This is a genomic window from Streptomyces sp. NPDC059740 (assembly GCF_042733155.1).
Taxonomy (GTDB): domain Bacteria; phylum Actinomycetota; class Actinomycetes; order Streptomycetales; family Streptomycetaceae; genus Streptomyces.
In genome coordinates, this window is sequence record NZ_JBHWGP010000014.1 from 95282 (window position 1) to 116203 (window position 20922).

The 20922-nt window shown below is 72.6% G+C and carries 14 protein-coding genes and 1 pseudogene; 9 read left to right on the forward strand and 6 right to left on the reverse strand.

Features of this window, described 5'->3' with window-relative positions; all coding sequences use genetic code 11:
• Positions 1 to 60 precede the first annotated feature (60 nt).
• Entirely contained in the window at positions 61 to 1563 is a 1503-nt protein-coding gene (locus ACFV3R_RS18750) for a family 43 glycosylhydrolase (protein WP_385583659.1), read from the reverse strand.
• Positions 1564 to 2157: 594 nt separating this feature from the next.
• On the opposite strand from ACFV3R_RS18750, the gene ACFV3R_RS18755 reads away from it, so the two are divergent.
• The 3 genes from ACFV3R_RS18755 (at position 2158) to ACFV3R_RS18765 (ending at position 7476) form a co-directional block, all read left to right on the forward strand.
• Entirely contained in the window at positions 2158 to 3624 is a 1467-nt protein-coding gene (locus ACFV3R_RS18755; protein WP_385583854.1) for a sodium:solute symporter family protein, read from the forward strand.
• A gap of 106 nt (positions 3625 to 3730) precedes the next feature.
• Positions 3731 to 6862, forward strand: coding sequence for a glycosyl hydrolase 115 family protein (locus tag ACFV3R_RS18760; RefSeq protein ID WP_385583662.1), 3132 nt, complete (start codon positions 3731 to 3733; stop codon positions 6860 to 6862).
• Between the two features lie 443 nt (positions 6863 to 7305).
• Complete coding sequence (locus tag ACFV3R_RS18765; RefSeq protein ID WP_385583666.1) at positions 7306 to 7476, forward strand: hypothetical protein; 171 nt, start codon at positions 7306 to 7308, stop codon at positions 7474 to 7476.
• A gap of 100 nt (positions 7477 to 7576) precedes the next feature.
• Here the strand turns inward: ACFV3R_RS18765 and ACFV3R_RS18770 are convergent, their stop codons facing one another.
• Positions 7577 to 8194: a flavin reductase family protein gene (locus ACFV3R_RS18770; protein ID WP_385583669.1), complete on the reverse strand. Its 618-nt coding sequence runs from the start codon at positions 8192 to 8194 to the stop codon at positions 7577 to 7579.
• A 53-nt stretch (positions 8195 to 8247) separates the two neighbouring features.
• Between ACFV3R_RS18770 and ACFV3R_RS18775 the strand changes: the two are divergent.
• Together ACFV3R_RS18775 and ACFV3R_RS18780 are read left to right on the forward strand one after the other, a co-directional pair.
• Positions 8248 to 8337, forward strand: a pseudogene (locus tag ACFV3R_RS18775) (CBS domain-containing protein); the annotation flags it as partial.
• Positions 8338 to 9062: 725 nt separating this feature from the next.
• On the forward strand, positions 9063 to 10010 hold the full coding sequence (locus ACFV3R_RS18780; RefSeq protein ID WP_385583672.1) for a zinc-binding alcohol dehydrogenase family protein: 948 nt from the start codon (positions 9063 to 9065) through the stop codon (positions 10008 to 10010).
• 74 nt (positions 10011 to 10084) lie between these two features.
• Here the strand turns inward: ACFV3R_RS18780 and ACFV3R_RS18785 are convergent, their stop codons facing one another.
• A complete protein-coding gene (locus tag ACFV3R_RS18785) occupies positions 10085 to 11068 on the reverse strand; it encodes an Acg family FMN-binding oxidoreductase (protein ID WP_385583675.1) in 984 nt (327 codons plus the stop codon).
• A gap of 598 nt (positions 11069 to 11666) precedes the next feature.
• On the opposite strand from ACFV3R_RS18785, the gene ACFV3R_RS18790 reads away from it, so the two are divergent.
• The 3 genes from ACFV3R_RS18790 to ACFV3R_RS18800 all read left to right on the forward strand — a co-directional run bounded on the left by ACFV3R_RS18790 (position 11667) and on the right by ACFV3R_RS18800 (position 15110).
• Complete coding sequence (locus ACFV3R_RS18790) at positions 11667 to 12002, forward strand: hypothetical protein (protein WP_385583678.1); 336 nt, start codon at positions 11667 to 11669, stop codon at positions 12000 to 12002.
• A 440-nt stretch (positions 12003 to 12442) separates the two neighbouring features.
• Complete coding sequence (locus ACFV3R_RS18795; RefSeq protein WP_385583681.1) at positions 12443 to 14053, forward strand: GAF domain-containing protein; 1611 nt, start codon at positions 12443 to 12445, stop codon at positions 14051 to 14053.
• 187 nt (positions 14054 to 14240) lie between these two features.
• A complete protein-coding gene (locus ACFV3R_RS18800) occupies positions 14241 to 15110 on the forward strand; it encodes a universal stress protein (RefSeq protein ID WP_385583684.1) in 870 nt (289 codons plus the stop codon).
• A gap of 44 nt (positions 15111 to 15154) precedes the next feature.
• Here the strand turns inward: ACFV3R_RS18800 and ACFV3R_RS18805 are convergent, their stop codons facing one another.
• The 3 genes from ACFV3R_RS18805 to ACFV3R_RS18815 form a co-directional block, all read right to left on the reverse strand.
• Positions 15155 to 16111: a universal stress protein gene (locus ACFV3R_RS18805; RefSeq protein ID WP_385583687.1), complete on the reverse strand. Its 957-nt coding sequence runs from the start codon at positions 16109 to 16111 to the stop codon at positions 15155 to 15157.
• Positions 16112 to 16208: 97 nt separating this feature from the next.
• Positions 16209 to 17102 (reverse strand): universal stress protein, encoded by an 894-nt coding sequence (locus tag ACFV3R_RS18810; RefSeq protein WP_385583690.1) that lies wholly within the window; start codon positions 17100 to 17102, stop codon positions 16209 to 16211.
• Between the two features lie 138 nt (positions 17103 to 17240).
• Complete coding sequence (locus tag ACFV3R_RS18815; protein ID WP_385583693.1) at positions 17241 to 19691, reverse strand: glycoside hydrolase family 65 protein; 2451 nt, start codon at positions 19689 to 19691, stop codon at positions 17241 to 17243.
• Between the two features lie 184 nt (positions 19692 to 19875).
• On the opposite strand from ACFV3R_RS18815, the gene ACFV3R_RS18820 reads away from it, so the two are divergent.
• Positions 19876 to 20865, forward strand: a complete 990-nt coding sequence (locus ACFV3R_RS18820) for an Acg family FMN-binding oxidoreductase (protein WP_385583696.1) — start codon at positions 19876 to 19878, stop codon at positions 20863 to 20865.
• Positions 20866 to 20922: the final 57 nt, after the last annotated feature.

A 20922-nucleotide genomic window follows, 5' to 3' on the forward strand; every position in this document is an offset into this window, starting at 1 on the left:
CGGGGTGGCGGGCGGCGGCAGCGGCCGGGCGCGCACCGCCGGGAAGCCGCCGCCCCTGTGCTACTTCGTGTAGACCTCGGCGCGGTCGATACTGATCACGGCGGCCTTCGAGGCGGCGTCGTGCTCGCCGGTCACACGTACCCGCACGGTGTGCGCGCCGTAGGGCAGGCGCGGGCTGAGGTACTGGAGGTTCTCACCGGTGCGCGGTGTGCCGTAGTAGTCGAGGCGCTGCTCGGCCCCGCCGTCCACGCTGATCGCGGCGTAGCCGTTGCCGGTGTCGCGGACCGAGAGCAGTGCGAGGCGGGTGCCGGTGAAGGTGAACTCGGCGGTGGCGCCGGCCTGGTCGCTCCAGTGGTCGTCACCCCAGAAGCACTGGGCTGCGCAGCCGTTCCCGCTGTTCCAGGCCCCGGTGAAGGTGACGTGGCCGGTACCGCTGGTGCGTCCGTCGTCGTTGATCCAGGAGGTGCCCGCCCCCGGATCACCGGCGGGGAGGTCCTGGGTGGCGCCCATCGCCAGCGGCACGCCCAGGTCCGGCGTGCCGTCGGCGTTCCAGCTGATCTGCTGCGCGCGGGTCGTGCGGTCGCTGTAGGTGTACTCGGCGGTGGTCTTGGCGTGGTAGACGATCCAGTCCTGCGTCCCGTCGGGGGACTTGAAGAAGGCGTGGTGGCCGGGTCCGAACACACCGTGGTCGTCGGCGCGGGAGAAGACCGCCCCGTCGTGGCTGTGCCAGTTGCCGGGGACGAGGGGGTCGGCGGTGTCGTCGAGGGAGGCGGCCCAGAGCTGGTAGTCCGGCTTGCCGGTGTCGCAGGTGGAGTAGGTCAGCCAGGTGCGGTTGCCGTGGTGGAGGAACTCCGGTCCCTCGCGCACCTCCGGGCACCCGCCGGGGAGGTCGAGGGCGACCGCGTCACCCGAGACGGTCCAGGGGTCGGAGAGCGGGGCGATGTTGAGGCCGTTGTGCTGGTAGGGGTTGATGCCGCTGTAGGCGAGGTAGAGCCGGCCGTCGCGTTGCAGCACCCCGGGGTCGATGGCGAAGTCCTCGGCGTGGTTGGGCGGGGTGAGCCGGGCCTTGAAGTGGTAACCGCCGGCCGGGTCGTCGCTGTCGGACTCCAGGACGAAGAGCCGGTGGTGGTCGTCGGTGCCGTCGTCGGCCGTGTAGTAGAGGTACCAGCGGTCACCGAAGCGGTAGAACTCCGGCGCCCACAGGTGCTGGTCGCGGGAGGGGTCGGTGTCGCGCCAGACCGTCACCGGATCGGCGGTGAGCAGGGTGCCCAGAGAGGGCGAGCGCCACATCTTGATGCTGTCGCCCTGGGTGGTGGTCAGGTAGTAGTTGCCGTTCCAGTAGGTCAGGTACGGGTCGGGGCCGGTGTTGAGCGGGTTGCGGAAGGTCCCGGCCGCCTGGACGGAGGCCGCCGGGTGAGCCCCGGCAGCAGGGGGCGGTGTGGCCGCGTGCGCCTGCGGGGGCCCGCCGCAGAAGAGGGTGGCGAGGGCCGCAAGGACCGCGACGACGACCGCCAGGCGCGCGGCGGGGGTGCGGGACGGGGCGGCGGAGCTGGTCGGTGTCATGGCGGCTCCGTGAGGGGTGTCCGGGCGACCCCGGTCGGTCTCGCGCGGATGCGAGGACGCGGGGCAGCGGCTTTACATCGATGTAACGCCTGCCGCGTGTGCACGTCAACCCACGGAAGTACCCGGCGCGTTGCGGCGGCGGGGCACGGCCGCCCACCCCCTCGGCACGGCCGCCTGCACGCCCCACCCCCAGGGGCGAGACCCCTCGACCGAGAAGCTCCTCCCCCAACGCTGCCCGGTGGCCGAAAGTTTCGGGTTGCTCCCTCAAGACCCTGCCCGCCGGAGCCGGGAGGGACAGAGCATGAGAACCGGCGGCGCACCTCTTGACCCTGAGGAAGTCGCGCTCTTACAGTCCCGTAACTGTTCGCGCACATGTCAGGCCGTCATGGACGTGAACGACCGTGCCACTGCGTCAGGTTGATCGCGAACGAATCATTCGGCAATGGCGTCGACTGTTTCGGCCGGGCGTCCCGGCCGCTGGGGCCGCCTCCCCCGGCACGGGCACCACCGCCCCACCGCACATGCCCGCACCGACCCCTAGGAGACGCCGTGGCCTGGCTCGACTGGACCGCCCTGGGCGGTTACTTCCTCGTCATGCTGGTCATCGGTGTCTGGTCACACCGGCGGGTGGGCGACGTTTCCGACTACTTCACCGGCGGCGGCCGGATGCCGTGGTGGCTCTCCGGCATCTCCCACCACATGTCCGGCTACAGCGCCGCCGTGTTCGTCGCCTACGCCGCGGTGGCCTACAGCTACGGCGTCACCGTCTACGTCTGGGCCTTCGTGCCGCTGGCCCTCGGGACGGGCCTGGGAGCCTGGCTCTTCGCCCCGCGGTGGAACCGCCTGCGCAGCCGCTTCCGGGTCGCCTCTCCCCTGGAGTACCTCGCCCAGCGCTACAACGTCCCCACCCAGCAGGCGCTCGCCTGGAGCGGCGTGCTGCTCAAGGTCTTCGACGTGGCAGCCAAGTGGGCGTCCGTCGCCGTGCTGGTCAACGTCTTCACCGGCCTGCCGATGACCACCGGCATCCTCCTCACCGGCGTCGTCACCCTGCTGTACTGCACGGTCGGCGGGCTGTGGGCGGACGCCCTCACCGACCTGGGGCAGTTCGTCGTCCAGGGTGTCGCCGCCGTGGCGATGGTCTGGGTGGTCGTCGACCGGCTGGGCGGGCCCAGCGGCTTCGCCACCCTCTGGCACCGGCTTCCCGCCGGTCACGGTCATCCCCTGGTGGGCCCCTACACCGCCGGCTTCCTCGGGGCCTACGTCGTCGTGAAGATCTTCGAGTACAACGGCGGCATGTGGAACCTGGCCCAGCGTTACATGGCCACCGACTCCCCCCGGGCGGCCTGCCGTTCGGCCGCCCTGTCCGCAGCGCTCTACCTCGTCTGGCCCGCGGTCCTGCTCCTCCCCGCCGTCGCCGCCCCCGTGCTGATGCCGCACATCGCGAACCCGGAGCAGACCTACGCCCTGATGGCACAGTCCTACCTGCCGATGGGCCTCGTCGGCCTCACCCTGGCGGGCATGTTCTCCCACACCATGGCGATGGCCTCCTCCGACGCCAACGCCATCGCCGCGGTGGTGACCCGGGACATCCTCCCCGCATGCACCTCCCGGGCCCGGACCATGAGCGCCGGGGCGGGGCTGGCGGCAGCGCGGATCTGCACGGTGGTCTTCATCGCCGTCTCCATGGTCATCGCCGTCGAGGCCGACCACTTCGGTGGCGTACTGGGCATCATCGTCGGTCTGGTCGCCGCCGTCATGGGGCCGATATCGATCCCGATGCTCCTCGGCCTCCTCCCCGCCTTCCGCCGCTGCGGACCCCGGGCCGCACTGGCCTCCTGGGCGCTCGGCCTGGTCGGTTACCTGCTGGTGCGCTTCGTCGTGGACGTGTCCTCACAGGCCACCCTGATCGCCGCCCCGCTCATCACCTCCCTGGTGGTCTACGTCGGTCTCGGCCTGCTGCTTCCGGAGCCCGACGTGGAGGCCGACGCCCTGGTCACCGCCGTGTCCGCAGCGGACCACGCAGGCACCACGACGGCGGCCCCGGCGGCCCAGCAGGCCTGAACGCGCCGGTCGGCGTCCGTACTTCCCACCGCCTCGCCCCTCGCCGCACGGCAGCCCGGAGCCGAAGCCCCCAAGGAGTCGCATGTCCCGTCCTGACAGATCCGGAATGAGCCGTCGCTCAGCACTCTCGCTGGGGCTGGGCGCGGCCTCCCTGGCCGGCCCGTTCGGCACCCTCCTCGGCGGACCCGCCGACGCCTGCGCGGCCACCACCGCCCACGCCCTGCAGCCGACGGACAGTGGAACGTACATCTCCTTCACCGCCGGGCCGGACCGCTTCCCCCTGGTCGCCTCGGGGCGCGCCGTGCCACTGCTGGTCAGCGGCGAGGACTGGCCCGGGGTGGTCCGGGTCGTCGGGGACCTGAGGGACGACATCGAACGGGTCACCGGCGTCCGGCCGACCGTCACCACGGACACCGTGCCGACGCGCGGCACGGTCACGCTCGTGGGCACGATCGGACGCAGCCCGCTGATCGACGGGCTCGTGGACGCCGGCCGCCTGGACGTGAGCGGCGTCGCCGGCAAGTGGGAGACCTCCCTGCAGACGGTGGTGGACAAGCCGTGGCCGGGGGTAGAGCGGGCGTTCGTGATCGCCGGCAGCGACCAGCGGGGCACGGTCTTCGGCGTCTACGACGTCTCGCGGGGCATCGGCGTCTCCCCCTGGTACTGGTGGGACGACGTGGTCCCGGTCCGACGCGAGGCCCTGTACGTCCTGCCCGGACGCCATACCCAGGGCACCCCGGCCGTGAAGTACCGCGGCGTCTTCATCAACGACGAGAACCCCTCCCTCGGCAACTGGGCCAACGCCTACTTCGGCCCCGGCAAGGCGCCCGGCTACCCCGGCGGCTTCAACGCCGACTTCTACGCCAGGGTCTTCGAGGTCGTGCTGCGGCTGAAGGGCAACTACCTGTGGCCCGCCGTCTGGGGGCGGGCGTTCGCCGAGGACGACCCGGACAACCACGCCCGCGCCAAGGAGTACGGCATCGTGATGGGCACCTCCCACGAGGCCCCCATGATGCGCGGCATCGAGGAGTGGAACCGGCACGCGGTGGCCGCCGTGCGCGACAAGGACGGCAAGATCGTCACCGCGGGACACGACCCTTACGGCGGCACCGGCGAGTGGTCCTACCGCAACAACGCCGAGGCGCTCCGCGCGTACTGGCGCGAGGGCGTCCAGCGGATGAAGGACCAGGGCTTCGAGGGGGTCGTCACCCTGGGCATGCGCGGCAACGGCGACACCAGCCTGCCCGACGGTGACGGCATCGAGCTCATGCAGGAGATCATCAGCAGCCAGCGGCAGATACTCAGCGACGTCTTCGGCGCCGGTCTCACCGAGGTGCCCCAGGTGTGGACCATGTACAAGGAGGTCCAGCACTACTGGGACAGCGGACTGCGTGCGCCCGACGACGTGACCGTGGTCTTCACCGACGACAACTGGGCCAACGTACGCAAGCTTCCCGACCCCGCCACCCCCCGCACCGGTGGCTACGGCCTCTACTACCACTTCGACTACGTCGGGGCGAGCCGCAACTACAAGTGGGTGGACACCACTTCACTGCCCAACGTCTGGGACCAGCTCCACCAGAGCTTCGCCTACGGCAACCGCAATCTGTGGGTCGTCAACGTGGGCGACCTCAAGGGCAACGAACACCCCACGCAGTTCTTCCTCGACTACGCCTGGGCCCCCGGCCGCTGGACCCTGGACCAACTCCCCGCGTGGGAGCGGCAGTACGCGCGGCAGAACTTCGGGGAAGGGCATGCCGACGCCATCGCCGAGCTGCTCGCCGACTACGGCCGGCTCCAGGCACGCCGCAAACCCGAACTGCTCAACCGCAGGCAGATGCTCGACCCGGCGAAGGGCCCGCAGACCACGGCCGTCCTCACCGACGACCGGGCCACCCCGTTCTCCCAGACCCACCACCGGGAGCTGGAACAGGTCACCGCAGACTGGCAGCAACTCGCCCGCCGTGCCCGGGAGATCGAGCAGGCGCTGCCGACGGAACTCCAGGACCCCTGGTACGAGCTCCTCGGCTACGCTCTGCACGCGACCGCCAACCTCTACCTGCTGCGTGCGGCCGAGTTCACAAACATCCGCTACGCCACCCAGGGACGCGCTGCCACCAACGGTCTCGCCACCGCGGCCGAGGCCCGGCTCGCCGACGACCTCGCCCTGGCCGACCGCTTCGACACCAAGGTGGCGGGCGGCAAGTGGAAGGGGTTCCAGACCCAGACCCATATCGGCTACGGGGACACGGACCGCTACGGTGCGGACGCCTCCTGGCAGGAGCCGCCGCAACCCGACATGATCTTCCCTGCCGTCCGCCGCATCGACGTCCCCGCCACTGCCGAGATGGGCGTGGCCGTCGACGGCTCCGAGGGGTGGTGGCCCCACGAGCAGAGCGAGGCCGTGCTGCCCGCCTTCAGCCCGCACCAGTCCGGGCCCCGGCAGTTCGTCGAGATCTTCAACCGGAGCACGGTCCCCTTCGACTACCGGGTCCTCACCGGCGTTCCCTGGCTGCGGGCCGACCACCCGCACGGCCGGGTGCGGCAGCAGCAGCGCGTCACCTTCACGGTCGACTGGGACCGGGCCCCCGAGGGAAGGACGAGTGTCCCGGTCAGGATCACGGGGCCGCACGGCACGGAGGTGACCGTCCGGGCCGTCGCCGACCGGCCGGCCACCCGCCGCTCCCGGCTCTCCGGCTTCGTCGAGGCCGGCGGGTACGTCTCCATTGAGGCCGCCCACCACACCCGGGCCGTGGGCGGCCGCGGCATCACCTGGCAGCGCCTGCCCCACCTCGGCCGCACCGGGGACGGGATGGAACCGTTCCCCGTCACCTCCCCTCCCCAGACACCGGGCGGGAAGAGCCCGTGCCTGGAGTACGAGGTCAGCCTGCACACCACCGGCCAGGTCACCGTCTGGGCCCACCTGTCCCCCCGGAACCCGGCACTGCCCACCCCAGGACTTCGGTACGCCGTCTCCTTCGACCGGGACACGCCCCAGACCGTCGACGTCATCGCGGCCACCGGGTCGGACGACGGCACGATGAACACCCAGTGGGGCCGCAACACGGCCGACAACGTCAACCGGACCGCGACCGTGCACCGCATCGACCGCGCCGGCCGTCACGTGCTGCGGTTCTGGATGGTCGACCCGACCGTGGTGCTCCAGAAACTGGTGATCGACACCGGCGGCCTCCCCTACAGCTACCTCGGCCCACCCGAGAGCCTGCGCCTGCATTGATCCACCGGTACGACCCCGCCGCCGGTGCCCGGTCGACCCCTGGGCACCGGTCGGGCCCCGGGGGTCCGGTAAGGCCCCGACGGGCGCATCACGCTGCAACCCGTACAGGCGTTGTCACCTGCTGACTGGGACGCTCACCGGCCGTTCCTCGGCACCTCCTGCCCAGGCTGGACGTTCGACAAGTGGCAGCCTCCGCCTGCGTCAGGACGGTGAGGGGGCCGGGGACACCTTGGGCAGAAGCCTCCCCGCCCGCCGGTTCGTCCTCGTCTTCTCGGCCTGGCCGAGGACCCGGCCGGCGCGCGGGACCGGTTCGGCTCGCCAGTGGGCGATGTCCCACGCAGCTCAGAAGCAACGGCACTGTCCCCCTGGGGACCCCCCACAAGAGGGGCACTGGGCGGCGGAGTACCGTGAAACGGTCAAACCGCTCCGACAAAGGCGCCACCATGACACACCTGCTGTACACGCTGGGCGACGTGCTGGGAGACGTCGTCCGGTACACCTCCGACGTCGCCCTCGTGGCCTTCCTCGCCGCCCTCGCCCTGCTGGTCCTGGCCGTGCCGGTCGGCATGGTCTACACCGTCGTGAGCAGCGCCCGGGCGTCCAGGTCGTCCTGACCGAGGTCTGACCCCGACGCCCTCCGGGGCTCGCCGGGCAACGGCGCCCGGCGACCTCCCACCGGGCCTCCGCCGCCCTCGTCGCCCCTGGATCCGCAGGTCAGGCGCCTGCAGGCCCCCTCCAGTCCGCGTACCTGATGCGCTTGATCTCCCGGATGTCCCCCAGCGTCCCCCACTCGTCCTTGCCGAGCCGCGACAGCGGACGCAGACGCGTGATCTCCGGGTGGCCGTCCACCAGGACGTCCTCGTGCACCGCCGCGTGCACCACCCGCCCGAAGACCACCGTGGAGTCCCCCAGGCACAGGGTGCTGTGCAGGACGCACTCCAGGGCGACCGGCGAGGCCGCCACCCGCGGCGGGGCCACCCGTTCACTCGGCTCCGTCGCCACGCCCACCGCGTCGAACTCGCCGACCTTCGCGGGAAAGTCCGTCGCCGTGTCGTTGACCACCTCGAACTGGGACTCCGTCGCGAAGTTGACCACGAACTCGCCGGTGGCCTCGACATTACGGAGAGTGTCCTTCCGACCGGCCGAGGTGAACTGGACGATCGGCGGCTGCACGCAGGCGACCGTGAAGAAGGAGTGCGGGGCGAGGTTCGGAGGAAAGCCGTCTCGCGAGACCGTGGACACCCAAGCGATCGGACGGGGCACGATCACCGAGGTCAGGAGCTTGTAGAAGGCTCGCCCGTCCATCTGTTCCGGATCGAAGTCAGCACGCATGACTGCCAGTATCCACCGGTGCGGAGCAGCCGTAACGTCGTGGCGGCCGCCCGGTCATGCAGCACCACCATGTCAAACGCCTGCCCGTGGTCGACGAGGCGGACCGGCTCGTCGCAATCGTGCGCCGCGCCGACCTGCTGCGGGGCCTCCGGGCGCCCCGGCCGGTCTCATCCGCCGGGCGGCACGGGGCGTGCCCGACGAGAGGGCGGCGGGCTGCCGAGGAGCTGCCCGCCGCCGTCGCCGGCTCGCGGCGTGGTCCCCTCCGGCCGCCGCTGGAACGGTTCACGCACCGCGGTCGGCGCGGGAGCCGAACGGGCTCCGCGTGTGCCGGTACTCCCGCAGGAGGATCTTCAGCATGGCAGGCACACCGGGCCGTGCCGGGCGGTCAGGAGGCCAGGCCCCCTCCGCTCGGCAGCGCCGGTGGTGGTCTCCTCCAGACATACTCATCCGGCGTTCCTTCGGTGATGCTGGAGGTGATGGTCCGGGGCCCGGCACGGCGTGAGCGGCACGCGGCGTCGGGGGCAGTCGGCCCGGGGGAGGCCGGCCTTCCAGCCGCGTGTCCCCGCGCCGCGAACGCCATTCCCCGCTCTTTCGAGGGAACGACACGGCACGGGCCGGGTGCGCGGGCGGCGCCCGGGCGAGGCGTGGGACGTGCTCACCGAAGGCATCGACGACAGCCGCGTCGAGTGAGAACTCCACCACCTGCTGTCCGTCGCCGAACCCGCCCCACATAGTTGCGCGCGCGGGTTATCGGCTTGAGTCGATGTAGTTGCCGCCGCTCTGTTCCAAGGCTTCTCTGGGGGCACCCGGCTTTCCCGTTCATCGAGCCAACACCGCAGCGCCGGGATGCGAGAACCAGGAGTGAGGCATGTTCGCCGCCCGTCTGCACCGGTGGAACGAGGTTCCCGTTCTCGAAGAGGCCGCGTCGCCCGGCTCGGCGCAAGCCGGTGAGGTCAGCGTGGAGATGGAAGCCGCAGCTGTCACTCATCTGGATCTGACGCTCACCACCGGCACTTTCGCCTACCGGCCTGAGCTGCCCTTCATTCCCGGCACGGCCGGTGTCGGCAGGGTGACCGGCGGGGAGGCGGGACTCGTGGGGCGCCGGGTGCTGGTCCGCGGTGCCGGCATCGGTCTGGAGCGACCCGGTACGTGGGCCACCCAGGTGACGGTCCCCGTCGCAGGGGTGCGCACGGTTCCGGAGCGGATCGACGCGGCTCTGGCAGCCACGTGCTATTCGCCCATGACGACCGGCTGGGCTGCGGTCGATCCGGTCGGCCGGATCGACCGCGGTGACCGCGTGCTGGTCACGGGAGCCTCCGGGGGCGTGGGGTCCATGGCTGTCCAACTGGCCGCGCGAGCAGGTGCCACCGTCCTCGCCGCCGTCCGCACCCCCGCCAAAGCCGCTGCCGTACCTGAGGCCGCGCACGGCGTCCTCGTCGGCCAGGGCCCGGACGCTCTCGCTGCGGCGGCTGCCGAGGGCGGCGTCGACGTTCTGCTGGACACCGTGGGTGGTGCCGCAGTCCAGACGTTCCTGCCTGCCATGCGGCCCGGTGGGCGCGTTGTCCTCATCGGCTACACGGCAGGCAGGACCTTGAGTGTCGATCTGCCCACCCTGATGGCCCAGGACATCACCTTGCTACCGATGAACATGGTCCGCCGCCAGGTGCCCGACGATGTCTTCCACGAACTGTTGCAGGACCTGGGCGACGGGCGGTTGGAACTGCACACCATCTCCTACCCGTTCACCGGCCTGGCCGAGGCGATCACCGCCCGCACCACCGGCTCCGCCTCCGGCACCGTCGCAGTCACGATGTGACGTGGCCGCGCCCCCACGTACAACCAGGCCCGCCTTTCTTCGTCGGCTGAGGTCTCGGCGCGGTGTCCGCCTCCTCACGGAACCTCTTCCAGCACCTCCCTCACCGGTCGGCGGCGGCGCGTCGGTTCGTCAGGAGGGCCGTAGCCGAGCCGCATCACCATCTGCACGCATCCTCGCCCACCGGCCGGGGCCGTCAGCAGCCTGCGCAACCGCGGGTGTTCCAGTGGTTGGGTGGCGAGCCCCGTCGAGAGATGCGCCAAGGTGGCGGCGAGGAGAACCCTTTCCGTGGCCTGTCCGGCCGCGAGCCACTGAGCGGGCCCGTCCTGCTCCGTGGTGACCAGCGCCATCTGGGGGTGCTGTTCGAAGTCGGTGGTGGCGCGCTCCCTGCCGGTGCCGCGGGCGAAGTCCCGTGCCGAGCCTCGATGGTGTCTGCTGCGGGGCCCCACCGCCGTGTACGAGACCCCGTCGTCGGTGCCCGTCTCGGGCCCGAGGCCCACTCGCGTCCAGCGGCGCTCGTCGGGATCGCCCCCCTCCTCGGCCGCCGCCTCGGCCTCGTCCACGAGGTCGAGCACCATGTCGTTCTGTCGCTCACCGGGAAAGACCAGCCGTGCTCCCTCGCCGGCCGCCTCTCCGACGAGCGCGAACTTCACCTCACCCGGTATCGCCGCGTCCTCGAAGGGGGACCGACTGGTGTGGCGGCGTGCGACCGCCGGATGGAGAGCTGCCAGGACCACGTCCCCCTCGCCCTGCTGCACCAGGCGGACAGCCGCCACCAGGTCCGGGTCGGACGGGTCGGGAAGCAGTTCCACCTCGCACCTCAGTCCGGCATCGGCGGCGGCCACCCGCAGGTTGAACAGGGCGGCGCCGCATCCCAGGTGCAGCGCCCGGCGGTCCGGGTCCGCGTGCGGCATCGTCCGGCTGGGGTCGGCACGCACCTCTATCACGGAGGCGGCGCGGCGGTGCCGGAACACCCAGGGCTGGGCGTTGTGCATCGACGGCGCTGCGACCGCGTCCCCGACCAGGATGCCGGCCGTCTCGTCCGCTATCGGTTTCGGCATGGAGATCGCCTTCCTGCGTATTCGGCTCGACCACTCACCGGCGGAACGGCGCCCGCTTCCCTCGGTGCACCCGCTCCGGTTCCTGACCGCTCACGCGCTTCGGTTCCTGACCCCTCACGTGGTGTCCCCGCCGACCGAGCACGGTGATCGGCGGCCCGGGCCGGTACCGCTCAGCCGTCGTACCTGCCCCGCACTTCCCGGGTCCCCGCCCGCGGCCAGGTAATCCCGCCTCGCCGGTCCGTACCGACGCCGTGTGCCCCGGGCCTCCGGTACGGGCCGGCCGTCTGCGCGGGCAGTGGCGCGCGGCGGAGCGCCGAGGGGCGGGTAGGGCCGGACGGGGCCGTGCGAGCAGGACGACAGGTCCCGCAGGAGGTCTCTTCGGCCCCCTGCGGCCAGGCCGTTCGGCGCATGGCGCGCAGGGGCGGACGCCAGGAGTCTGGAGAGGTGAGAACCGGAGGTAACCGGTAGTCCGACACAAGGGTGGCGGGAGGTCGCCATGCATGCAGGTGTGAGCGCGGGAGGGGGAGCCCCAGCGGCTCCTCGACGAGACGCGGAAGGCCAGGTCGCGCGGGGGTGGAGCTACCTCGCAGGTGTACTGATGCTGTTCGGTGGCCTGATGGGTGTCTTCGAGGGCATCGCCGCGATCTCACGGGACTCGGTGCTGGTCCGTGCGCCCGACTACACCTTCGCCTTCAACCTGACGGGATGGGGCTGGCTCCATGTCGCGCTGGGCGCCGTGGTGGCCCTGGCCGGAGTCGCACTGTTCCGCGGGGCGTTCTGGGCGAGGATCGTGGGGGTTGTCGTAGCGGGAGCGTCCATGCTCGCCAACTTCGTGTGGCTGCCCCACTACCCGCTGTGGGGAGCGACGCTTCTGGTGGTGGACGCAGTGATCATCTGGGCGCTGTGCACGATGGGGCGGACCAGCAGGGACTGACCGGGAAAGGAAAAGCGTGCGGGGAGCGGCGCAGAGCCGCACGAGGGCGTCGGTGGCCGAGTGTCACTGCCGCCCTTCTTCGCGTGCCGACACCCGGCGGGCGCGACGCCCCAGCTGGCCGCAGGCGCCGGCAGTCCCCGGCCACGTGCTGAACCTTTCGTTGCCGGGAGACGTGCCCCGGGCGTCGCCGTACAGCAGGCGGGCCCGCCCCGGTGTCCACCCGCCTCCGGGCCATGGACTGCCCGCTCCTGCCGGGGCCGGGCCCTGCACTCCACCGGCCCCGCTCCCTCTGCGGCGGCCCCCGCGGCGACCTACCGTCGTGGGGAGTCTCGGTGGCCGGACGGGAGCCTGACGTGAGTGACAGCGAACCTGGGGGACCCCGTCGTGCAGGGCCCGGGCGCCGTCCGGCGACGGACGGTGGACGGTCCTCGCGCCGGCTGTTGCAGGGGTTGCTGGACGAGGTCCTCTCGGCAGGCCGGGAGATGGACCTCCCCGACGTCCTGCGGCGGGTCGTGACGGCGGGGACCGAACTGGTGGATGCCCGCTACGGTGCCTTCGGCGTGGTTGACCGGCACCAGGTCATCACGGAGTTCGTGCCCGTCGGCACGGACGAGGCGGAGGCTGCGCGGATCGGCCGCCTGCCCACCGGGCACGGCCTTCTGGGGGAACTCATCCGTCGGCCGGAACCCCTGCGTCTGAGTGAACTGGGCGAACACCCGTCGTCTTCAGGTGTTCCGGCCGGCCATCCGCAGATGCACTCCTTCCTCGGGGTGCCGGTACGGGTGGGCGGTGAGGTGTTCGGGATCCTCTACCTGACCGAGAAGCGGGGGGACACCGGCTTCACTGAGGGTGACGAGACCCTGGCGGAGCTCCTGGCGGCTGCCGCCGGTGCGGCGGTGGAGAGCGCGCGCCGCCACGCGGACGCCCGCCTGGCCGCACGTCTGGCGGCTGCGACCGCTGAGGTGACCTCTCTCGCGCTCGCCGGGGACACCCCGCGGCGCCTGATGGACCGTGTCGCGGAACTCGCCCGCGCAGCGGTCACCGCCGACCTTGCCCTGGTCCTCCGGCCCGCTTCACCCGCCACGGTGGACGGGTTGGAGGTCCTCGCCGCAGTGGGAGAGGGAGCCGACCGTTTCCTCGGCGTCCGCCTGCCGCAGACCGCGGCCTTTCCGGTGTCCGTCCTCGCCACGGGCAAGGCGGCGACGGTCCCGGATCTGGCGCACGACCCGGCCGCCGAGGCGCCAGCCGGTCTGTGGGCCGGACTGGGTTCTGCCGTCGCGCTGCCCCTGCCCTCCTCCGGCGGCCCGGGCAGCGGCCTGCTGCTGCTGGCCCGTGCCAAACCGGCAGCGGCCCTGCCCGGGATGGAGCGGGCCGCATGGTCCCCGCTGGCCGACGCCGCCGCACTGGCCTGGGAGGTCGCCTCTGGCCCGCAGGCGGCCGGCGAGCCGCCTGCGGAGGGGGCGGAGCGACAGGTGGCCGGTGAACTGCGGAGCCTCGCCGCCCGGCTCTCCGGCACCGAACGGCAGGCTCCGGCTTCCCGGACGTCCGTGCAGGCGTACGACGACGCACGGGTCCGGGCCGGGGACCGGGAGCGCGGCAGCGTGACGCGCCGGTTCCGTCCCGCGACCGGAGGGGACGCCGACCCGCCGCATGCCGAGGAGGGCCTGCGGGTGCAGGTCACCCGAGCGGTGCACGAGGCCGCCTCCCGCCTCGGCTTCGCCCCCGAGGTGACACTGACGGGGGCTCCTGACGACGTTGTGCCCGCAGCGGCCACAGCCGTGACCGTCTCGGTCCTCACCGACGCGCTCTCCCTTCTCAGCCGTGCGCGCCAGGTCAACCGGATCGAGGTGCTTCTCCGCATCGGCACCGGCCGCCTGGTGGCGTCGGTGCGCTCGGACTCGACGGCAGGTGCCGAACATCTCGGAGAAGCCCTCCGACAGGGTCGCGGAGGCGAAGGACAACTCTCCGTGACGACATCGGACGGCATGACGACCGTGCTCTGGCGGCTCGACATCACCCCTGCGCGGGGGCCGGCGGGGGAACGACCGTGACCCCGCCGGCCCCCGGTGCACCATTCCCCGGTGACCAGCCCTCCCCCAGCCCGCGCCACGGCGCTCCGGCACCGTCGAGGGCGCAAAGGGACTGCCCCCGCTCCGCAGCCGCCTTCCGGCGTCACGGCAGGACACCGCACACGCCTGCGCACCGCTCTCCCCGTTCCGTCCCGCCCTGGAGGTCCCCGTGAGCCCTGTGGCACCCCCCGGCGCCCCCGTCATCGTCGGCGTCGCGTCGGTACGCGACCACACCGCGTTGGCCTGGGCAGCTGACGAAGCCGCCCGGCGCCGTCTGCCCCTGCGCGTCGTGCACAGCCTGGAGACCACGTCGCCCCCGGCCAGTGAGGCGGACCTGCTTCCCTCGTACGAGGAGTGGCACCGCACCCTGCGCACCGCCGCGCGCAGGGTGCTGGAGGAGGCTCAGGTCTTCGTCCGCGCCCGCCGCCCCGAGGTCCACGTCTCCGGGCTCCTGGCCGGCTCGCCGGCGGCAGCCGCCCTGCAGCAGGAGGCAAGGACGGCGTCGATGGTGGTGCTGGGGTCGGGCGCCGAACGGCACAGGAGGTTCCACGTCGCCTCCGTCGCCCAGTCCGTGGTCGCCCACGCGCCCTGCCCGGTGGTCGTGGTGCGGGAGCCGGAGCAGACCATGCAGGAGCCTCCCCACCTGGTGGTGGGGGTCGACGGGGGGCCCGGTAGCCGCGCGGCCGTCGACTTCGCCTTCGAGGAGGCGGCGCTGCGCCGGGCACGCCTGATCGCCGTCTGCGCCTGGCACCCGCCCGTCCTCGGCGTCCTCGACGAGGATCTGGCCCGGCAGGACGCGCGGACGGCCCTGGCCGAGGCCACGGCCGGCCGGGCCGAGGCGCAGCCCGACGTCGAAGTGCGCCACGAGGTGCTGCGGGGCCATCCCGTGGAGGTGCTCGTCCGCGAGTCGCGGCATGCGCTCGCCGTCATCACCGGTACGCGGGGGCGCGGCGGGTTCACCGGGATGCTGCTGGGCTCGGTGAGCCAGGGCCTGCTCCATCATGCGCAGTGCCCGGTGATCACCGTGGCGGGTGCCTGACGGTAGCGGGCGGCCCGGTACCCGTCACCCCGCTGTGTGCCCGGTCAGCGCCCCGGAACGGGGGTGTAGACCGGGTGGTGACCGCCTGCGCCCCATGTCACCTCGGATTCCTGTGGGGCGGCGTCGTCCTTCGGGTGGTGCTGCCCCTCGGGGACGACCGTGACCGTGCACTTCGCGTGGTGGAGCACCGCGTGGCCCACCGGCCCGAGCTGCATGCCGAGATGTCCCTCCCGGCGGCGCGCGCCCACGACGATCATCGCCGCCTCCCGGCCGGCTTCCAGCAGGACGTCACGCGCCGGCCCCTCGGCTTCCACCTGGCGTGCGGGCACGTCCGGGTGGCGGGAGACCGGACCGGCGGTCGCCTCGCCCAGCCACTGCTGCGCCTCCCGCTGACGCAGGGTGCGGGACTCGTCGAACTGTCCGGTGTGCGCCGTCGCGCTCTCGCGCCGTGGGCACATCCACGCGTGCACCACGGCGACGCCGTGACCGGTCAGGTGGGCCTCCTCGAAGGCGTACTCCACAGCCGCGGGAGAGGTCTCCGGGCCGCCCAGTCCCACCACGACCCAGCCGTCCTGCGCGCTCGCATCGCCGCGTACCACGGTGACGGGGCATTCGGCGCGTGCCGCCACAGTGAGGCTGACGGAGCCGAGGAGCAGACCGGCCAGCCCGCCGTGCCCTCTGCTGCCGACCACGACGGCGCTCGCCCAGGCGCTCGCCGACACGAGGTACTCGCCGGGGTCCTCCGCCAGGACGTCGGAGCGCAGCGGCACGTCAGGCTGCCGAAGGCGAGCCCTCTGCTCGGCCTCCGCAGCGACCCGCTCGGCTTCCCAGGTATGGTCCTCGGCGCTGCGTGAGGTGGGCAGACCTTCGTAGTACGTCCACCGGGAGGCATGGACGATCCGCAGCGGGAGACCGTGGCGCCGGGCTTCGTCGGCGGCCCAGTCCACCGCTCGGAGCGCGTCCTCGGAGCCGTCCACTCCTACGACCACAGGCGGGTTCATTCCGGCCACCTCCAGGGCACGGGGTCTTCTGTCCGTCCGGCTTCACCCGGCCGGCTGCACGGGCCGCGCGGCGCGGCGGCCCGCACGCGGACCGCGTTCAGTGCTCGGGTACCACGACGACGGGCGCTGCTGCGTGGTGCATCACCGAGTGCGCCACATGGCCGATGTGCGGGCCCGGCCGGCCGTGGGGGCGGTTGCGGCGGCCGACCAGCATCACCGAGGCGCGGTGGGAGAGGTGGGCCAGGTACTCGGCGGGCCGGCCTGCATGTGCGTCCTGGAAGACCTTCACCTCCGGGTACTTGTCCGACCAGGGCCGCACCGTCTGCTGCAGCCACTCGTCCTCCTCGCGCACCAGGGCGGCCTTGCGGTCGTCGCTCAGGATGCTGGTGTCGGCAGCCGCAGGTGCCGGCAGCCGCCAGCAGTGGACGATCCGCAGCGTCTGTCCGCGCCGTGCCGCGGCCTCGAAGGAGAGCGCGAAGAGCGCGTCGTTCTCGGCAGTGTGGCCGACTCCGAGGATCACCTCCTGCTCCGAGGGAGGCGGAGGCGGCGTGGGGCCCGTCTCGCTCACGTCGTGCAGGGGGGCCGGGACACGGACGAGCGCCACGGGGTGGTCGCTGCGCGCCACGGCGGACTGCGCGACGGATCCGATCAGGAAACCGTGCATGCCCCCGAGGGCCCGGGAGCCCAGCACCAGCATGTCGCTGTCGCGGGAGGCCACCAGGAGGGCTTCTGCCGGCGGCCCGGTAGCCCGCTCACCCGCCACCTCCAGTCCCGGGTACCGCTTGGCCAGTTCCGCGGCCCCGCGCAGGGGGAGTTCCTCGACGAAGCGGCGCTCGGTCTCGGCGTCCATGAGGGTGAGCGAGTAGGGCTGGTAGTCCCAGGCGAAGACCAGCTTCAGCGCCTGTCCACCGCGCAGCGCCTCCTCCGCGGCCCAGTCTGCCGCCGCCCGGCTCTCGGGGGAACCGTCGTATCCGAGTGTCAGAGTCCGCATGTGGCCGGCCACCTTCCCTCACTCACCTGCTTTTTCTCCTTACTGCTCCAGCTTCTTCGGGGCCGGTGGGCTCGCAGTAGGGCCGGGCAGGGTGCCTTTCGGTGCCCGACCGGCCCGCTCCCCGGCCGGCAGCGGGACCTACAGGGACAGCCAGCGGGACTCGCCCGGGGCGAGGAGGTGTTCACGGCCTGCGACCACCAGGCGCAGCGGGGCCTCGGTCGAGGCGGGGACCGTGACGCACAGGCGCTGACGGCGGACCTTGACGTCGATGTCCCAGTGCCGGCGGAAGCGCAGGGTGAAGCGGAACTTCGACAGGTGGGGAAGCGGCGCGGGGTCCAGTACCAGGACGTCGCCGTCGGCCTCCAGTCCGGTCAGGCCGCGCTGGAGGAGGTCGAGGGTGCCCGCCATCGCCCCGAGGTGGACGCCCTCCGCCGTCGTACCCCCCTGGACGTCGGCGACGTCGGAGTCGAGTGCTTCGCGCGCCTGGCGCCAGGCCTCGGGGCGCCGCTCCCGGGCGAGAACCCAGGCGTGGACGAGGCTGGAGAGGGTGGAACCGTGGCTGGTGCGCGGCAGGTAGTAGTCGGTGGTGGCCCGCCACAGGTCGTCGGTCAGCCGGTACCCCAGCCGGTCGAACACCCCGGCCAGCTCTCGTGGGGAGAAGAGGTAGCCCAGCATCAGCACGTCCGCCTGCTTGCACACCTGGTAGCGGTTGGTGCTGTCCCCTTCCGCCTCCAGCACCCGGTCCAGGCGCCGGATGTCGCCGTACTGCCTGCGGTAGCGGTCCCAGTCCAGTTCGCGCAGGTCGCCGTAGCCCTCGAACTGGCTGATCACTCCGGCGTGGTGCGGCACGCGCAGCCTGCGGGACACCTCCTCCCACCGGGTGAGCTCCGAGGCGTCGAGGGCGAGTTGTTCGCACAGGGCCCGGCGGCGCGGTTCCGGCATGCGTTCCAGCAGGTCCAGTGCCCGCTGGAGCACCCAGGCGGCGGTGACGTTGGTGTAGGTGTTGTCGCGCAGGCCGGGCTGGTCGGCCCCGGGGTAGGCGTCGTGGTACTCGTCCGGTCCGACCACCCCGTGCAGTCCGTATCTGCCGTCCGCGCCGGGCTCCGCGCCGTCCGCCCAGAAGCGGGCGATCTGGAGGAGCATCTCCCCGCCCCTGGTGTGCAGGTAGGCCGTGTCGCCGGTGGCCTGGTGGTAGCGCCAGACGTTGTAGGCCACGGCGGACCCGACGTGGTGCTGCAGGTGGGAGTGGTCGGGCAGCCAGCGCCCCGAGCGGGGGTTGAGGTGCAGGGTCTGGGACTCCTCACGGCCGTCGCTGCCGCTCTGCCACGGGTACATGGCGCCCCGTCGTCCGCTGTCGGCGGCTGCACGGCAGGCCTGCGGCAGGCGGCGCCACCGGTAGTCCAGGGCGGCCCGCGAGATCTCGGGGAAGTGGAAGTCGAGGTAGGGCAGGACGAACAGTTCGTCCCAGAAGACGTGGCCGCGGTAGGCCTCCCCGTGCAGGCCCCGGGCCGGTACTCCGACGTCCAGGGCCGCGGTGTGCGGCGAGAGTGTCTGCAGGACGTGGAACTGGTGCAGGCGCAGGATGCGGCCGGCCTTCCCCGGCACCTCGAGTCGCGCGCCGTGCCACAGGTGGTGCCAGGCGGTGCGGTGCTCGTGGCGGAGGTCGGTGAAGGGACGGGCCCGGGCCACCCGTTCCACGGCCGCTGCCAGCGGGTCGCTGACGGCGGTGTCCCGGGAGGTGTGCAGGGCGACGACCTTGTCCACCACCAGGGGGCTCCCCGGGCCCAGGCGTGCTGTGATGCGGTGGCCTGCCCGCGTCGGCCCGGTGAACGGCTCGTACCGCTGTGTCTTACCGGCCCCGGCCAGGGTGCGTGCGGCCATGGCGACGGTGACGTCGGAGGTCAGGGTGCGGCAGCGGAGCCAGACGCCGTCCCGGTCGCCGGTGCCGGTGCGCAGTGCCGTGAGGTGCCTGCCTTGCAGGTTGCGGTAGCGCGCCACGCCCGCGTTGCGCACGTCGCCCTCCAGCGCCGACTCCACTTCCAGGTCGCCGTCCCAGCCCAGGGCCGTGAAGACGGTGCGTTGCATCGCGAGGTGCGGATCCCGCATGTGGACCAGGCGTAGCTGTGTGACGCGCAGCCGCCGCCCCGCCTCGTCCTGGTAGACGGCCTCCGTGGTGAGTTCGCCGTGCCGCAGGTCCAGGACCTGGCGGTGGTCGACGAGTTCCGGGCCGTCCGGTGCGAGCCATGCTCCGTCGGGGCGGATGCGGTATCTCAGGGGGAGCCAGTCGGGCAGGTTGACCATGTCCTCGTTGGTCACCTCGCGGCCCGCGACGCTCGAGGTCGCCCGGTCGTAGAGGCCGGCGGCGTAGGTGCCGGGGTAGTGGACGTCGTCGGCCGGGCGTTCCCCGGCCGCGCCCCGGGTGGCGAAGTACCCGTTGCCCAGGGTGCACAGCGCCTCCCGCAACGCCTCCTGCTCCGGCCGGTACCCCTCGTAGGCCCAGGTCCAGCCCGGTTCCGGCTGCTCCGGGCAACCGCAGCCCGCGGTGGGCGGGACGGCGCCGCCGGCGGGCGGGCTACCAGGTGCCGGCACGGTACGGGTCCTTCCGACGGGGTACGGGGCGTTCTCGCCTCCCGCCACGCACCTGTGCGGGCGGGGCCCAGCCCCTACGGCCAGTGTGCCGTGGCCCTCCGGTCCCCGCCCTGCGGAAGCAGGGCCGACCGGCCCTCCCCCCGCCGGCGGTGGCTGCGCACCATGGACGGAAGGAGGTGCCGTGATGAGTGACGCCCCTGTGGCGGACGCGCTCCTGGTCGGCCTGGTCCAGGACGCGGTGTGCGCCGTGTCGATGCACAATGCGCAGCCGTGGTGTTTCCGCCACCACCGTGCCACCGGAACCGTCGACGTCCTGCGGGACACCGCCCGCGCCATGGAACGCTCCGACCCGGACAACCGGGGCCAGTACCTGGCCTGCGGGGCCGCGCTGCTCAACCTGCGTGTCGCCGCGGCCCGTGCCGGGCTCTTCGCCGAGGTGACGCTGCTGCCGGAGTCGCGCGAGCCCACGCTCGCCGCCTCCGTCCGGCTCCGACCGGCCGGAGGCGGGGATCGTCAGCCGGCTCTGGGCGGGTTGTACGAGGCGTTGCGGCGCCGGCACACCAGTCGGCAGCCGTTCGTGGCGGAGCCCGTCCCGCACTGGCTGCTCGCCGAGCTCTCACAGCAGGCGCGGGCCGAGGACGCGTGGCTGGACTACCCGTCGGCCTGGCACGCGGCGCTGGTGGCACAGCTGACGGCGCAGTGCGAGGCGGAGGCCGACCGGCTGGGCGACCCGGACGAGGCGGCCTGGTACGAGCGCCCGCCGGCGGCCGGCGGTGAACCGGTGGACGGCGTGCCCTGGTACGCGGTCGGCCCCCGCCCCGTGCGGGGCCGGGTGCCTTCCCGCGACTTCTCCCGCGGCACCGGCCGTCCGCGGGTGGCGGCCGAGTTCGAGTCGGACCCGGCCATGGCCCTGCTGTCGACCAACGCGGACACCCCGGAGAGCTGGCTGCATGCGGGGCAGGCGCTGGAGCGGGTGCTGCTGCACGCCACGCACCGCGGTCTGGCGACCTCCCTGTCCAGCCGTGCGCTGGAGAAGGAGGAGCAGCGGTGGCTGCTGCGCGATCCGACACACGGCAGGGGCCCGGTGCAGATGGTGCTGCGTCTGGGGTACGGACCGGTCGGGTCCATCACGCCCCGCCGGCCGGTGGCCGACGTCCTGGAGTTCGTGGACTGAGCCGGCGGCGGGACCGGCACATGCCACCGCGTGACGGCCCGACGGTCCGCAGGCGGC